Source organism: Sporomusa sp. (genome assembly GCF_035561255.1).
In the GTDB taxonomy this organism is placed as follows: domain Bacteria; phylum Bacillota; class Negativicutes; order Sporomusales; family Sporomusaceae; genus Sporomusa.
The window spans coordinates 18,225-33,277 of record NZ_DATMXX010000290.1 but is presented as its reverse complement, the minus strand read 5'-3'; the positions used below and the strand labels follow the sequence as shown (position 1 = coordinate 33,277).

Genomic DNA, 15,053 nt, shown 5'->3' with positions numbered 1-15,053 from the left:
CTACCGCTGTGTAATGGTGTCATGGTCACCACTCGTGAACACACTGGTGAAACCCCTTGCGGTATGACCTTCTCCGGTTTGGCCGGTACTTGCGGCGGCGGTGTTCAAACCCCAGGTTTCATGGGAATGGGCCGTCGTTACCTCTGCAGCGCTAAGTTTATTCCAGCAGACGGTGGCTTGGCACGTGTTGTCTGGATGCCGAAAGAACTCAAAGAATTCTTGGGTCAAGATCTGGTTGATGCTGCTGTAGCTGCAGGCCTTGGCGCTGACTTCGTTGAAAAAATTGCTGACGAAACTGTTGGCACCGATGAAGAAGCAATTCTCCCGTTCCTTGAAGAAAAACAACATCCGGCTCTCGCAATGGACCCAATGATGTAATTAACCCCAGTTACTTAATTTAAGGATGAATTCGGGACACATCTTGGGACTGTAAAAGCATAAGGTTCAGATGTGTCCCGGTTCTCATATTATTTGAAGTGCTTATATTCGAAAGGAGAAGAGAAAATGGCATTAACAGGTTTGGATATCTTCAAACAACTACCTAAAACCAACTGTAAAGACTGCGGTTCACCTACCTGCTTAGCTTTTGCAATGGCAATGGCTAATGGTAAAGCATCACTTGACATGTGCCCGCATGCAACTGAGGCTGCTAAAGAAACCCTCGGTGCGGCAACTGCACCTCCAGTTCGTACTATAAAAGTAGGTGTAGGCGAACAGGAAATTGTACTGGGAGACGAAACTGTCCTCTTCCGTCATGACAAAACCTTCTATCATCCGACTGCTTTCGCAATCCAAATTTCCGACACCCTTTCCGGTGCTGAACTGGACGCAAAGATTGCGAAGATCAACGACCTTGTAATGGATCGTGTTGGTCAAAGAATTGCCATTGATATGGTTGCTATCACTAACTGCTCCGGCAACGCTGCTACCTATAAGGCTGCTGTTGAGGCTGTAGCTGCTAAAGCTAACTTTGCGCTCTTGCTGGCTGCTGATGTAGCTGGTTTGGAAGCTGCTGTTCCGGCCGTGGCTGCTAAGAAGCCACTGCTTCATGCTGCAACTGCAGAAAACTGGGAAAAAGTGGTAGCGCTTGCAAAAGCTAATAACTGCCCGGTAGTAGTAAAAGGCAATGGTCTTGACGACACCGCCGCTTTAGTTGAAAAAGTGGCTGCTCAATATAAAGAGCTTGTTATTGATTTTGGCAACAAGCAACAAGCTAAGACACTGGCTGAGATGGTCAATGCCCGTCGTCTGGCTATCAAGAAGAAGTTCCGTCCGTTTGGTTACCCAATGCTGGCCTGCACTCTAGCTACTGATGCGAAAGAAGAAATCGTTGAAGCTGCTACCTATGTTGCTAAATATGCCAGCATTATTTGCCTCAAGGTTGATGAGAAGGCTAAATTGCTGCCATTGATGGCATGGCGCATGAATATCTACACCGACCCGCAGAAACCAATGGCTGTTGAGTCGAGCAAGGTTTATGAAATCGGCAATGTTGGCCCCGACTCCCCTGTATATGTTTGTACCAACTTTGCACTTACCTACTTTGCTGTTGAAGGCGAAGTTGCTGCAAGTAAAATTCCAGGCTACATTGTAGCTGTCGATACTGACGGTTCTTCGGTTCTTACTGCCTGGGCCGCAGGTAAATTCGTTGCTGAACCTATTGCCGAGTTCATCAAGAACATCGGTATCATGGACAAAGTTAACCACAACAGCATTGTTATTCCAGGGTATGTTGCCATTATCAGCGGCAAACTGAAAGAAAAATCCGGTTTAGACGTAATCGTTGGACCGCAGGAAGCTGCTGGCATTCCGGCTTTTGCCAAAGCACGTTACCCACACCTTATGAAATAATAAATTCCAAAAGCTTGTTGTCTGAATGCTAATTAGCAGCCTTGCTCAACGAATCAGGAGGGTATTCAGGATGAACAAACGATTCGTAACATTTCTTCCCGCAGGAGTTAAAGTCGAGGTCGATTCAGGTACTGATTTACTTACTGCAGCAGGCAAAGCTAATATTGAAATAAAAGCCCCTTGCGGTGGTGACGGGACATGCGGTAAATGCGTTGTCCATATTACGAGCGGCACTGCAAAAGCCAGACGAGACAGCCATTTGGCAGCAAAGATTGCTGAGCAGGGATTCAATTTAGCCTGCCAGACATTAGTTCAAGACGAGGATTTAGTGGTAGAGATACCAAAAGCCTCGGTTATGAGTAAAAATCAGGTGCTTGTTGAAGACAATCAGTTAAATGGTGGTATTTCAGAAGCTCTGAGCAACTATTTACTGCATGTATGGCAGCTTAAAGAACTATTTCTGGAAAAGCAGGAAAGTCCGCTTAATGGTTATCCGCTCAAGGCACTCTGCCGGCGTATCAGGCTGACCTTGCCTGTTGCTAACCTTCAGGACAACCGTGATGACCTTAATCGATTGACTTTGGCTCTTAGGAAAGAAACGAAGTGTACGGATATTAATATTTCCCTCCCGATCATTCGAAATTTGGGAGAAATCCTCCGGGCTGCCCATTTTAAAGTGACTGTACTGCTATCCGAGGTTGGTGGTAAGGCTGAAGTAATTGCTGTTGAGCCAGGTCATGGCCATCAGCCTCTATACGGTATAGCTGTCGATATTGGCACTACTACCGTAGTAGCCTACCTCCTTGACCTGGAAAAAGGTAGAGTTGTTGAAACTGCAGGAACTCATAACCGCCAGGCACGTTTTGGTGACGATGTTATTAGTCGTATTGTCTATGCCGTTGATGAAACTGACGGTTTAAAGACCATTCACCAAAGTATCATCGATACCATAAACACCTTGATTACGGACTTACTGATAAAACAAAGGCATATTAAAGAAACTGATATCCGGGTAATGATGACAGCAGGCAACACCACTATGGCGCACTTGTTCCTGGGGATTAACCCCAAGTTCATCCGTCTGGAGCCTTATATTCCGACAGCTAACTTCTTTCCGGTTGTTAAGGCACAGGAATTAGGGCTTAGAGTGAATGCTGATGCGCTGGTATTTAGCTATCCGTCAGTGGCAAGTTATGTTGGCGGCGATATTGTTTCAGGAACTTTGTTTACCGGTATGGGCAACGCCGATGCCCCAATATCTCTGCTGATTGATATTGGTACAAACGGCGAAATGGTGTTAGGCTCTGGTGATTGGCTGGTAACATGTTCCTGTTCAGCTGGTCCGGCCTTTGAAGGGTCAGGAATAATTTTTGGTATGAGGGCTATGCATGGTGCAATTGAACGCCTGCAAATAGATCCTCAAACCTATGAAGTATCTTATTCTACAATCAATAACGGCAAACCGATTGGTATCTGTGGTTCAGGTCTGATTGATTGCCTGGCTAAGCTTCGGCGCACTGGTATCATTGACCGGGCTGGAAAATTTCAGGTCACTCTCCCCACTGAGCGGATGCGTATTGGCGAAACTGGACCGGAGTATGTATTAGTCTGGCAGGAAGATACAGATATTGACCGCGATATTGTCATCTGTGAAGCCGATGTGAAAAACCTGCTAAGAGCGAAAGGCGCAGTTTATGCCGGAATCCGTACGCTCCTAAGTGTAGTTGGATTTGAGCTTGAGAGTATCGAACATATTTATGTGGCAGGTGGTTTTGGCAATTACCTTAATATCCCTGATGCAATCGCCATTGGCTTGTTACCTGATATACCTATTGAGAAATACAAGTATGTAGGTAATACCTCGGCCAAAGGTGCCTGTATGGCTCTGTTATCAGAGGATGCCTGGACTGAAGCCAATAATCTTGCAGGAAAGATGACGTACATTGAATTGTCGGTTGGAAACTTGTTTATGGATGAATTTGTCTCATCATTGTTTATACCGCATACTGATTTAACTTTATTTCCCAATGTCAGTCTGTAAGGCATATGAAACTGGTGTTTGGGCGTATTGAAAGGAGTTTCAAGACATGGCAAAACATATAGCAGTGGCAGGAAAGGGCGGTACCGGTAAAACTACGTTTACGGCATTACTCATTCGGTATCTTGTTAAAAACAATAAAGGTTCCATTCTCGCGGTTGACGCTGATGCCAATGCGAATCTGAATGAGGCCTTGGGTATGGACGTAGAACAAACTATATCCGAGATGATAACAAGTACTAAAAACCCGAAGAATATTCCTGCCGGTATGACCCAGGAAACATACATTGAATATAAACTCCAAGCCTCATTAGTTGAATCAGACAATGTTGATATGCTGGTGATGGGGGGACCAGAGGGTCCTGGCTGCTATTGTTTTCCTAATAACCTGCTTAAAGGCTATATGGATAAACTGGGCAAAAATTACGGCTATGTACTTATGGACAATGAGGCTGGTTTGGAACATATCAGCCGCCGCGTAACTCAGGATATTGATTACATGTTTGTAATTAGTGATGCTTCAGCCCGGAGTATACGTTCGGCCGGCCGAGTGCGCCAACTTGTTGATACACTGAAATCTGATGTTAAAAAGATCTATTTGATTGTTACTAAAACTCAAAATGACGAGGATATCGCTGCCTTACAAGGTGAGATTGATAAAACCGGTCTTGAGTTAATCGGTGTAATCCCTAATGACCCACTGGTAGCAAAATATGACTTATTAAGCCAACCGCTGTTTGATTTACCAGACAGCTCGGTGGCTGTACAGGCGGTTAACGCCATTTGTAAAAAAGTAGAAATCTAGAAGTTTGGAAGGAGCGTAACTATGGCAACTAATATGTTGAAAGAAAGATATTCCGGTAAAATCAATACCGTTACCCTTGGTGCAACTAAAGAACAGGGTGGTACTCGTACCAGCACCGTAACCGTTGGTGGCGAAACTACTATGCCGTTTCTTCAGTTCGAAGGCGACATGCCTTTAAAACCTGTAATTGCAATTGAAATTCAGGACATTAATCCAGGCTGGCATCCTGTTTTGAATGAAGTATATGCCGATGTTATTGATAATCCTGTTGCATGGGCTAAGAAGGCTGTAGAATTCGGCGCTGACCTGGTCTATCTTAAACTTGCCGGAGCTCATCCCGATAACGCCAACAAGAGCCCTGAAGATTGTGCCAAAATTGTTAAAGATGTACTTGCCGCTGTTGGCGTACCTCTAATTGTGGTTGGTTGTGGCGACGATGAGAAAGACAACGCTGTTCTGCCTGTTGTTGCAGAAGCTGCTGCTGGTGAAAACCTGCTTATCGGTTTAGCAAAACAAGATAGCTACAAGTCAGTTGCTGCTGCTGCTATGGTTCATAAGCACAAAGTACTGGCTCAAAGCCCACTTGATATCAACATCTGCAAACAGCTGAATATTCTTATCTCAGAACTTGGCCTGTCTGCTGAAAACGTTCTTATCGATCCAAGTACTGCTGCTCTTGGTTATGGTATTGAATACACATACTCGATCCTTGAACGCGGCCGTCTTGGCGCACTTGCCGGCGACAAAATGCTGTCCCAACCGGTAATCTGCCAGGTTGGTTATGAAGCATGGCGTGCTAAAGAAGCTGTTGCTTCTGAAGAAGACTTCCCTAACTGGGGTAACCAGGCCGACCGCGCTATCCTATGGGAAGCTATGACTGCTACCGGTCTTTTCCAGGGTGGCGCTCACGTAATGGTTCTTCGCCATCCGGAAGCTGTTCGTCTTGTTAAGAAAAACGTTGAAGAATTAATGATTAAACCTGAAATCTAATCTTCATCAACTAAATTCCACAAGGGTACGGTAATGCATCTCTTTATTCTGCGGTTTCCTTAACTTAATATAATAAAATCGAGGAGGATTTACTAATGCTTATTATAGGCGAGAGAATTAACGGTATGTTCAAGGACATCGGGTTAGCTATTCGGGAGCATGACCCGAAGCCTCTACAAGAATGGGCTGCTAAACAAAAAGAAGGTGGCGCTAACTATCTTGACGTCAACACCGGACCTAACTCCGAAGACCAAACAATTGATCTTCCTTGGATGGTTAGTGTGGTAAAAGATGTCACTGACCTGCCTCTTGCTATCGACACTACGAACTATGATGCTATGGAAGCTGCCCTTATCGCTTATGGCAAACCAGGCGCATTGATTAACTCTATCGGCTGCGAGCAGGAAAAAATTGATCGTGTGTTCCCGATGGCTGCTAAATACCAAGCTGATGTTGTCTGCCTGTGCATCAATAAAGTTGGTATTCCTAAGAGCGCAGAAGACCGTGTTGCTATGGCTATGGAGTTTGTAGCTAATGCTGAAGCATATGGCTTACAACCTGATAACCTTTTCATTGACCCGATCATTTTGCCAGTTAACGTAGCTCAGGAACATGGTGTTGAAGCGTTAGAAACAATTCGCCAAATCAAAATGATTTCTAATCCTCCTCCCAAAACTACAGTTGGTCTTTCCAACATTTCACAAAAGAGCCCGCATCGTCCGCTTATTAACCGTACTTTTGCTGTAATGGCAATGACTGCCGGCCTTGACTCCGCAATCTGCGACGCTAACGATGAAGCGCTTGTTGATGCTATTGCTACTGCACGCTTAATCCTCAACCAAGACATTTACTGCGACTCCTACGCTAAGGTGTTCAGACAGCGGTAATACCGCTGGGTTTACGCCCAGGAAAGGAGGTCAATGATGTCAACGGTGAATCTACCCACTAAGGGTAAAGCTTCTTTCTGCCAGGAAATTGAGGAAAAATCTCATCAACCGATTACTTCGTGTTATCATTGCATGAAGTGCGCTGGTGGCTGTCCGATAAATTTTGTCATGGAACATAACAATTATGAGATTTTGCGGATGATTCAGCTGGGAGAAAAGGATAAGGTCTATAAGTCCAACACTCCATGGCTCTGCGTTGGTTGTAAAACCTGCGCAGTGCGCTGTCCGAACGGAATTGACACATCAAAGGTCATGGACACTATTAAAATGGAGACCATTGCTGAAGACAAAATTCCGGCAAGTCATTACAACGTTAAGTTGTTTTACGAATTGTTTCTTGATTCCATGAAAGGGTTTCCGGTAATCGGCGGCGAAGGCCGGGGCTATGAACTTGGACTCATGGGACTTTACAAATTGTGTACAGGAACTTATTTGGCTGACATGGATCTCGGCAAAGAAATGACAAAGCGGGGCAAAATGCCATTTTTGCCACATAATGCCCTCAAGCGGCGGAAGGGCGAAGTCAAGAAAATATTCCAAAAAGCAAAGGAGAAAAAGGCGCGATGAAACTAGGCTATTATCCAGGCTGTTCGCTACACTCCACTGCGGCTGAATACAATATGGCTACCGAGGCTGTATTTGATGCATTAGGATTGGAGTTAGCTGAACTTCCAGAATGGAATTGCTGTGGAGCTACCGCCGGTCACTCCACCGACAGATTTCTTGCACTTGCTTTGCCGCTGAGGAATCTTATTATTGCTGAAGCCGAACAGCAAAAAGAACTTGTATTGCCATGTGCTGCCTGTTATAATCTTGTAAAAGGTGCTGACCATTATTGCCGTGAAGGTACTCCAGAAGCACAGGATGCCAATGAAGAACTTAAAAGCATAATGGGATCGTCATACAATGGTACTGTTCATGTCACACACCCGTTGGAAGTTATTATGAGGAAAGAGTATATAGGGAAAGTTGGTGAGAAGGTTAAAAAGCCTCTTAAGGGGCTTAAACTGGCCCCTTATTATGGCTGTCTTCTTACCAGACCTACTTATGTAGCCTTTGACGATGTTGAACAACCGCAGGCTATGGACCAACTGATGAAGTTGGCCGGGGCTGATGTAAAACGGTGGTCATATAAAACTGACTGCTGTGGCGGCAGCCTGACAGTGCCACGGACTGATGTCGTTTATGAGATAACTAAAAACCTGGTAACTGCCGCTCAACGGGCAGGCGCCGATGCGATTGTGACAGCATGTCCATTGTGTCAGATGACTTTAGAAACCCGGCAGAAAGAAATACAGAAACCTATACCAATCTTTTTCTTCACCGAATTGCTGGGGATTAGTTTCGGACATCCTGAAGCAAAAAAATGGATGAAGAAACATATTGTTGATCCCATACCGCTCTTGACATCATTGCAGTTGTTGTAACCAATTCAGAGAAACCGGCAGAACTATTATATAGCTATGTCCGGTTTCTCTGTGGTTATACGACCTTATTAGCAATGATGGTGAAGTAAAGATATTTTATCGAAAGGCAGTGAGAGCCATGCAAAAGGATGTGCTCGTTATTGGCGGTGGCATTGCCGGTCTGCAAGCGGCTCTGGAATTAGCTGGGGCAGGATACCCTGTTCATTTGGTAACAGATGAAGCAAATCTTGGCGGAAAATTGATAGACTCTTCAGAACAAAGCGGCCAAGCCGCATGTGTTTGGGGCGATCAGGTAAATATTTCTGCTTTGTATTTAGGCGGTAATCTCCACGCATCCAGTACGGTATTGGGGTCACTCATTACCCGCGCCTGCAACAATCCTCTTGTTCATGTTTATTCCAGCAGCAAGCTGGTTGAATTACAGGGGGATGTAGGTCACTTCCAGGCTATCATCAGCGATGTCGCAACAGGCAAGCGCACCCAAAAACTCGTCGTCGGAGCGGTTATTCTGGCAGCCGGTTTCAGCATGTATGACGTATCCCAAAAAGGCGAATACGGATATGGGTATTATAAGAATGTTATTACCAGTTTAGAATTTGAGCATCTACTATCCGAAAGTCGCTATCGTTCAGACTGCATCAGACGCCCGTCAGACGGAAAATGTGCGGAGAAAATCGCTTTTATACAATGTGTTGGTTCCCGGGATGTAGTTTCCAAGGGCGAATATTGCTCAGCTATTTGCTGTATGTTTACGGCTAAAGAAGCTATATTGGCCAAAGAGTTTGCTCCCAAAACCGATGTCACTGTATATTATCTTGACTTAAGAGCGTGTGGTAAGAACTTTGATACCTTTTTGGCACGCGCACAGGAATTAGGTACTAATTATGTACGTACCATGATTTCTGAGGTAAAAGAAGATCCTGTAACTGAAAAATTATCAATCAACTATGCTGCTGCTAGTAAACCGGTTAAAGAAGAGTTTGACCTGGTTGTACTTGCAGCAGGTATTCGTCCGTCTACCCGTTTAAAAGAAACTGCCGCAATTTTGCAAATTCCACTTAACCAGTTTGGTTTTGTTCAGGTTGATCCGCTTGAGCCTGTTACTACCAAACGGCCTGGTATTTTCTCAGTTGGCGGTAGCCAAGGCCCGCTTGACGTCCCCGAGACTATGTCTTTGGCTAGTGCAGCAGCAGCAGCTACCACACGTGCATTAGGAAAACCGGAAGGTCGTCCAGGTCGTAAACCTACCCCTGAGCGTGATATCAGCCAAGAACCTATACGGGTTGGCGTTTTTCTTTGTAAAAGCGGCTTAGCTGCTATGGGGGCAGATGTAAATAGTGTAACAACATCTGCTCAGGGTCAGGCAGGTGTAACTATAGTTGAATGTGAGCAAGCAGCTTGTCAGCCTGATGCCATTGCGAAGATTCAAAAGCTTATTGCTACGCAAGGGCTTAACCGTATTGTCGTTTCCCCCTGCGTTTTAAAGCATAACCTGAATCTTTTTCAGGAAACTGCACAAGCGGCCGGCCTAAACCGGATGCTTGTTGAAATGGCAGATGTCCCGGCTAAGGTTTGGGACAATAATACGGAGAAGGCTACTAAAGCGGCTATTGCGGTAACGACTCGTGCTGTGAGTGATGTAAAAGCATTTAAACCGCTGAGATGGCACGCCGAACCGGTGATTCCCCGCGCTCTTGTTGTGGGTGGCGGTGTTAGCGGTATAGCTACTGCTTTGGCTTTAGCAGATCGTGGCTATGGCTGTACTATTGTTGAGAAATCTTCTGTGCTGGGTGGATATGTTCGTGATCTTACCGGTAGCTTAGAGACGCAAGATCTTAAGCAGACAGTTGAGAATCTGGAAAAGCAAGTACAGAAAAATGACAAGATTGAGGTTTTACTTGATTCGGAGGCTGCGGAGTTTAGCGGTCGCCAAGGCCATTTTATAACTACTGTTGCTACTGGCCAAGGTCAGGTTAAGACTACTAAAAAGATTGAACATGGTGTAGTTGTTCTGGCTACAGGTACTACTACCTATGTTCCTTCAGAATATCTGTATGGTCAGGACCAGCGGGTAATTACCGGCGTTGAGGCTATGTATCGATTGACAGATGGTCGTATGCCGGCTAAGGGTGAAGCCACCTATGTCTTTGTACAATGTGTTGGTTCCCGGAATGAGGAACATAAGTATTGCAGCCGTACCTGCTGCGGCGAGACAATATATGCTGCTACAAAGATTAAAGAGGAAAATCCAGAGGCTAAAGTGTATGTACTGTCTCGCGATATTCGCACACCTGGTTACCTTGAACTAAAATACCGGGATGCACGTAAAGCTGGTGTAGTGTTTGTTCACTATGAAGAAACGGCTAAACCTGAGTTAGTAAAAGACAATGCCGGCAATCTGTCTATGGCTGTGGTTGATCCTCAATCTGGATTGACTTTGACACTAAAACCTGACCAGGTGATTTTGGCAGTTGCTCAGACAGCATCGCTGGAAGCCAAGCAAATGGCTGATTTGTTTAAAATTCAGGTTAATGCAGACGGTTTCCTTTCAGAAACTCACTCTAATTTCGGTACAATTGCCTTCCCTGGCGGTGGTATTTTTATAGCAGGTGCGGCCCATGGCCCGAAATCAGTTGTGGATTGCCTGACTCAGGCCAAAGGGGTTGCTGGTCGTGCAGCACGTATTTTGGCACAGCCGGCACTTATGATGGGTGGTATGGTTGCTGAGGTCGAATGGGATAAATGTGCAGCATGTTTGACCTGTGTACGGACTTGCCCTTACACCATTCCGCAGATAACACGGGATAAAAAGGAAATGGGTGCTGCTTATATTCCTCCTGCAGACTGTCGCGGTTGTGGGATGTGCGCGTCCGAATGTCCGAACAAGGCAATTTTTGTACATCATTACCAGGACGATGAGGTACTCGCACGGGTTGAGACCGCGTTGACGGAGGTGGGTTGAAATGAGTGATATTAAAGTAGTTGGATTTGTTTGTCGCTTGTGTGCGTTGATCAGCTCTGACCTTGGTCCTCCGGCCGACGTTAACGTTAAAATTGAAACTGTTGAGTTGCCTTGCGCTGGTAAAGTTGACGGCAGACTGCTGTTAGAGGCCTTTGAGAAAGGCGCTGATGCCGTATTTGTCGCTGGCTGTCCTGAGCATGAGTGCATGAACGTGAAAGGTAGTTCACGTGCCCGGAAACGTTTAGAGCATATCAAGGAAATACTGGATCAAGTCGGGGTTGGTGGAGAGCGTTTAGTTATGTATAACGTATCCGGAACTCATGGTCCGCGTTTCGCCCAGATCGCCCGGGATATGGCCGGACTGCTTGAAAAATTAGGTCCGAGTCCGCTTAAGGCCCGGAAGGCCTAGAAAGGAGACGAGTCAAGCGATATGATAGTTGCAGAAATAAAGCCAATTGAAGAAATTGCCGAGGCCATAAAAGGCGCGAAGAAAGTGCTTGTTGCCGGATGTGGCGGTTGTGTTACCGTCTGTCTGTCTGGCGGACAGAAGGAAACTGACATTATGGCTAGTGCTCTTCGAATGAAAATGGAAGTTGATGGTCAGCCGATGCAAATCGAAACGGCAACCTATGAACGTCAGTGTGATCCTGAATATGTTGTCAGATTTAAAGAACATCTAAAAGATGTGGATGCAGTTGTGTCCATGGCCTGCGGTGTTGGTGTGCAGTTTATGGCAGAGAACTATCCTGAGATTATCTTTGTACCTGGACAGAACACTAAATTTGCAGGTGCTGCAATTGAACATGGAATCTGGGAAGAACGCTGTATGCTATGTGGTGAGTGTGTACTTGCTAAAACAGGCGGTGTATGCCCGGTTATTCGCTGTTCCAAGAGCCTCATGAACGGCCCTTGCGGTGGTTCACAAGGCGGAGTGTGTGAGATCAGTAAAGATACTCCCTGCGCATGGCAGCTTATCTATGACCGCCTCAAAGGTCAGGGGCGTCTGGACATGATGACCGAAGTACTGCCGGCTAAAAACTGGGCAAAGAACAGAGACGGCGGTCCCCGCAAAATTGTGAGGGAGGATGTGCGGTTATGAGCGAAGCAGTAGCCCTTGATAAAGAAGCTGTTTTAAAGACAGAAAGTAAACTAGAGAAACTGTACTCCTTAGGTCATTTCGTGGTAACAGGTGAGCTTGGGCCACCCCAACATTCTGACGGACATGAATTAGAGCACCATGCCCACGAGTTAAAAGACATCGTTGATGCATTTAACCTTACTGACAATCAGACTGCCATTGTACGGTTGTCCAGTATTGCTGCCGGTGTCCATGTACTCAAAGGCGGCGGTGTGCCAATTATTCAGATGACTTGCCGGGACCGTAACCGGATTGCCATGCAGAGTGATTTGCTGGGTGCCTATAGCATTGGCATCCGCGATGTGTTGTGCTTAAGCGGTGACCACCAGTCCTTTGGTAATCATCCAACAAGTAAAAATGTATATGACGTTGACTCTGTGCAATTAATTGCGATGGTCAGGAAGATGCGGGATGAGAAAAAGTATTTGTCTGACGCCCCGATAAAAACCAATGAACCACGGTTTTTTATCGGTGCTGTAGAGAATCCTTTTGGCGACCCGTTTGAATTCCGGGCAATTCGTCTTGAAAAGAAAGTGAATGCTGGTGCTGATTTTATCCAGACTCAGGCAATATTTGATCTTGAAAAGTTTGCCCGTTTCATGGAAATGGTAGTAGCACGTGGTATTCATGAAAGAACCAAGATTACAGCCGGTATTTTGCCGGTACGTTCGGTAAAAGCGCTGCAGTATATGAAAAAAGACGTTGCCGGTATGGAAATACCTGACAGTCTTATTGAACGGATGAAAAAAGCCGAGGATCCGAAAAAAGAGGGTATCCAGGTTGCTATCGAAATGTGCAACGAGCTCAAAAAAATCCCTGGTGTTGCGGGTATTCATATTATGCCTGTTGGCTGGGAAGCCGCATTACCTGAGATTGTAAAAGGTGCTGGATTCCTGCCGCGTCCTAAAGTTTAAATAAATAGGACAATTTCAAAAGTAGCGGATCAAGTATTAGCTTGTCCGGAGCAAATGCAATGAGGTATGGGGTCAGCTGGAATACTGGCTGACTCTATATTGTTTTGAAAGTATAACAGCTTTATTCTCCGTAGCCTTAAGAGGTCATAGGAAAGGGTGAGATAAAAAGCATGTGTTCAAAAGTGACAAAAGATCAAGCATTAGAAATTATCGGGAAATATGAGAAAGTCCTGGCCATCATTAATAAGTACGGTAAAGCGAAAGAACAATTGTTATCTATTCTCCTGGATATTCAGTGTGCTTCAGGAGAGAATTATGTAGCTGAGGAATGGGCTGAAGTGGTAGCTTGTCAACTGGATCTGCCTATTAGCAAAGTACATGATGTTCTTACCTTCTATGCAATGTTCAACATAAAGCCTCACGGCAAATATGTCATTGAGATCTGCAAAAGTACACCCTGTCATGTCACAAAAGCTGACGCTGTAGTTAAACTGTTTGAAGAAGTATTGGGTATAAAACTGGGCGAGACCACTCCCGATAACCTGTTCACCCTGATGCACACCAGTTGCGTTGGCGCCTGTGACATTGGTCCGGTAGCCAAAATTGGCGATGAAGTATATGGTAACCTGACAGCGGCTAAAGTAGCCGAGGTTGTTACTAGTTACCGGGGGGTGTCCTCATGTCAAAAATAAATAAACTTATTTCAAGTAATTGCGGCGTAATCAGACCCGATTCTGTTGAAGACTATGTGAAAGCAGGCGGGTATGAAGGTCTAAAAAAAGCTTTCACTATGACGCCGGAAGAAATTATTAGCGAAGTTAAAAAGGCTAAATTGTTAGGTCGCGGTGGCGCTGCTTATCCGGCTGGTTCCAAATGGGAACAATTACTGGAAATCCCGGAGTTCCCGAAATATATTGTTATTAATGCCGATGAAGGCGAGCCAGGTACGTTTAAGGATAAGTTGTTGCTAGGTCAGGATCCACTTAGAGTAATCGAAGGTATGACCATCTCCGGGCATGTTTTCAATTCCCATGACGGCTATATCTACATTCGCGGTGAATACCGTGCTATTCAAAAGGTTTTCCAGAGTGCCATTGATAACGCTGTAAAGGCTGGTTATCTTGGCAAAAACATTATGGGTACTGATTTTGAGTTTAATATTCATATTATGACCGGTGCCGGCGCTTATGTATGTGGTGAAAACTCGGCGCTCCTTAACTCCATTGAAGGTAAAGCCGGACGTCCACGCATTAAACCCCCGCATTTGGCTGAAGTCGGATTGTTCCTCATGCCGACACTTGTTAATAATGTGGAATCAATCTCCAATATCCCGACAATTGTTCTGGATGGCGGTGATAAATACCTGAGCTACGGCACCAAAGACAGTGGTGGTACAAAACTTATTTGCCTGTCAGGCAATGTTGTTAACCGCGGCGTATATGAAATTCCTTTTGGTGTGAACCTGCGTGATGCCATCTATGATCCAGAAATGGGCGGTGGTATTCCTAACGGCAAAAAACTTAAATTCTTCCATCTCGGTGGTCAGTCAGGTCCGATAGGGGCTGAGGCGCAATTAGACACTATGTATTGTTATAAAGCGCTTCGCAACGCCGGCTTGAGCGTTGGCTCCGGCGCAATCGTGGTTATGGATGAAGATGTCTGTGTAATTGATTATTTAAAAGGGGTCACCGAATTCTTTATCCATGAGTCCTGCGGTAAATGTACTCCTTGCCGGGAAGGTAACAAGCAAATTTATGCAATACTTTGCAAACTTTCTGAAGGTGAAGCGACCAAGGAGGATATGGTAGTCCTTAAGCGAATGATTGATACAATGACCAATGCCTCATTCTGTGGTCTGGGTCAGTCGGCGGCAGTTGCCTTAAATACCTGCTGGAAGCTTTTCAAAGCTGAATTTGAGGATCACCTGAATAAGAAATGTCCGGCGCAAGTTTGCTTTACTGAACAGGAAAGGGGTGAGTAG

The 15,053-nt window shown here is 45.4% G+C and carries 14 protein-coding genes; all 14 read left to right on the top strand.

Features of this window, described 5'->3' with window-relative positions; genetic code table 11:
• Window positions 1-378 (top strand): hypothetical protein (locus VN379_RS15830; protein ID WP_422663626.1); only part of this gene is annotated, 378 nt, incomplete at its 5' end.
• A gap of 126 nt (window positions 379-504) precedes the next feature.
• Entirely contained in the window at window positions 505-1,851 is a 1,347-nt protein-coding gene (gene acsC, locus VN379_RS15825) for an acetyl-CoA decarbonylase/synthase complex subunit gamma (protein WP_325535565.1), read from the top strand.
• Window positions 1,852-1,921: 70 nt separating this feature from the next.
• Window positions 1,922-3,892, top strand: a complete 1,971-nt coding sequence (locus VN379_RS15820) for an ASKHA domain-containing protein (RefSeq protein ID WP_325535563.1) — start codon at window positions 1,922-1,924, stop codon at window positions 3,890-3,892.
• Between the two features lie 46 nt (window positions 3,893-3,938).
• Window positions 3,939-4,694 carry an AAA family ATPase gene (locus VN379_RS15815; protein ID WP_325535561.1) on the top strand — a complete coding sequence of 252 codons (756 nt, stop codon included), beginning with the start codon at window positions 3,939-3,941 and terminating at the stop codon, window positions 4,692-4,694.
• A 21-nt stretch (window positions 4,695-4,715) separates the two neighbouring features.
• Window positions 4,716-5,684, top strand: coding sequence for a CO dehydrogenase/acetyl-CoA synthase subunit delta (gene cdhD, locus VN379_RS15810; protein WP_325535559.1), 969 nt, complete (start codon window positions 4,716-4,718; stop codon window positions 5,682-5,684).
• A 95-nt stretch (window positions 5,685-5,779) separates the two neighbouring features.
• Window positions 5,780-6,571, top strand: coding sequence for a methyltetrahydrofolate cobalamin methyltransferase (locus tag VN379_RS15805; RefSeq protein WP_325535558.1), 792 nt, complete (start codon window positions 5,780-5,782; stop codon window positions 6,569-6,571).
• A 33-nt stretch (window positions 6,572-6,604) separates the two neighbouring features.
• The gene (locus VN379_RS15800; protein ID WP_325535555.1) at window positions 6,605-7,198 is read left to right on the top strand and encodes a 4Fe-4S dicluster domain-containing protein; all 594 of its coding nucleotides are present in this window, start codon (window positions 6,605-6,607) and stop codon (window positions 7,196-7,198) included.
• Entirely contained in the window at window positions 7,195-8,058 is an 864-nt protein-coding gene (locus VN379_RS15795; RefSeq protein WP_325535553.1) for a CoB--CoM heterodisulfide reductase iron-sulfur subunit B family protein, read from the top strand. The genes VN379_RS15800 and VN379_RS15795 overlap by 4 nt, the downstream gene beginning before the upstream one ends.
• A gap of 118 nt (window positions 8,059-8,176) precedes the next feature.
• Complete coding sequence (locus tag VN379_RS15790; protein ID WP_325535551.1) at window positions 8,177-11,020, top strand: FAD-dependent oxidoreductase; 2,844 nt, start codon at window positions 8,177-8,179, stop codon at window positions 11,018-11,020.
• Window position 11,021: 1 nt separating this feature from the next.
• The gene (locus VN379_RS15785) at window positions 11,022-11,429 is read left to right on the top strand and encodes a hydrogenase iron-sulfur subunit (protein WP_325535549.1); all 408 of its coding nucleotides are present in this window, start codon (window positions 11,022-11,024) and stop codon (window positions 11,427-11,429) included.
• A 21-nt stretch (window positions 11,430-11,450) separates the two neighbouring features.
• Entirely contained in the window at window positions 11,451-12,119 is a 669-nt protein-coding gene (locus tag VN379_RS15780) for a methylenetetrahydrofolate reductase C-terminal domain-containing protein (protein WP_325535547.1), read from the top strand.
• Window positions 12,116-13,072, top strand: coding sequence for a methylenetetrahydrofolate reductase (locus VN379_RS15775; protein WP_325535545.1), 957 nt, complete (start codon window positions 12,116-12,118; stop codon window positions 13,070-13,072). Before VN379_RS15780 ends, VN379_RS15775 begins: the two co-directional genes overlap by 4 nt.
• Before the next feature lie 182 nt (window positions 13,073-13,254).
• A complete protein-coding gene (locus VN379_RS15770; RefSeq protein WP_325535543.1) occupies window positions 13,255-13,764 on the top strand; it encodes an NAD(P)H-dependent oxidoreductase subunit E in 510 nt (169 codons plus the stop codon).
• On the top strand, window positions 13,752-15,053 hold the full coding sequence (locus VN379_RS15765; RefSeq protein WP_325535541.1) for a complex I 51 kDa subunit family protein: 1,302 nt from the start codon (window positions 13,752-13,754) through the stop codon (window positions 15,051-15,053). Before VN379_RS15770 ends, VN379_RS15765 begins: the two co-directional genes overlap by 13 nt.

What these genes read in the sequence shown, in the direction of transcription:
- acsC (WP_325535565.1), top strand. Translation starts at nt 505, where the DNA reads ATGGCATTAACAGGTTTGGATATCTTCAAACAACTACCTAAAACCAAC.
- VN379_RS15820 (WP_325535563.1), top strand. Translation starts at nt 1,922, where the DNA reads ATGAACAAACGATTCGTAACATTTCTTCCCGCAGGAGTTAAAGTCGAG.
- VN379_RS15815 (WP_325535561.1), top strand. Translation starts at nt 3,939, where the DNA reads ATGGCAAAACATATAGCAGTGGCAGGAAAGGGCGGTACCGGTAAAACT.
- cdhD (WP_325535559.1), top strand. Translation starts at nt 4,716, where the DNA reads ATGGCAACTAATATGTTGAAAGAAAGATATTCCGGTAAAATCAATACC.
- VN379_RS15805 (WP_325535558.1), top strand. Translation starts at nt 5,780, where the DNA reads ATGCTTATTATAGGCGAGAGAATTAACGGTATGTTCAAGGACATCGGG.
- VN379_RS15800 (WP_325535555.1), top strand. Translation starts at nt 6,605, where the DNA reads ATGATGTCAACGGTGAATCTACCCACTAAGGGTAAAGCTTCTTTCTGC.
- VN379_RS15795 (WP_325535553.1), top strand. Translation starts at nt 7,195, where the DNA reads ATGAAACTAGGCTATTATCCAGGCTGTTCGCTACACTCCACTGCGGCT.
- VN379_RS15790 (WP_325535551.1), top strand. Translation starts at nt 8,177, where the DNA reads ATGCAAAAGGATGTGCTCGTTATTGGCGGTGGCATTGCCGGTCTGCAA.
- VN379_RS15785 (WP_325535549.1), top strand. Translation starts at nt 11,022, where the DNA reads ATGAGTGATATTAAAGTAGTTGGATTTGTTTGTCGCTTGTGTGCGTTG.
- VN379_RS15780 (WP_325535547.1), top strand. Translation starts at nt 11,451, where the DNA reads ATGATAGTTGCAGAAATAAAGCCAATTGAAGAAATTGCCGAGGCCATA.
- VN379_RS15775 (WP_325535545.1), top strand. Translation starts at nt 12,116, where the DNA reads ATGAGCGAAGCAGTAGCCCTTGATAAAGAAGCTGTTTTAAAGACAGAA.
- VN379_RS15765 (WP_325535541.1), top strand. Translation starts at nt 13,752, where the DNA reads ATGTCAAAAATAAATAAACTTATTTCAAGTAATTGCGGCGTAATCAGA.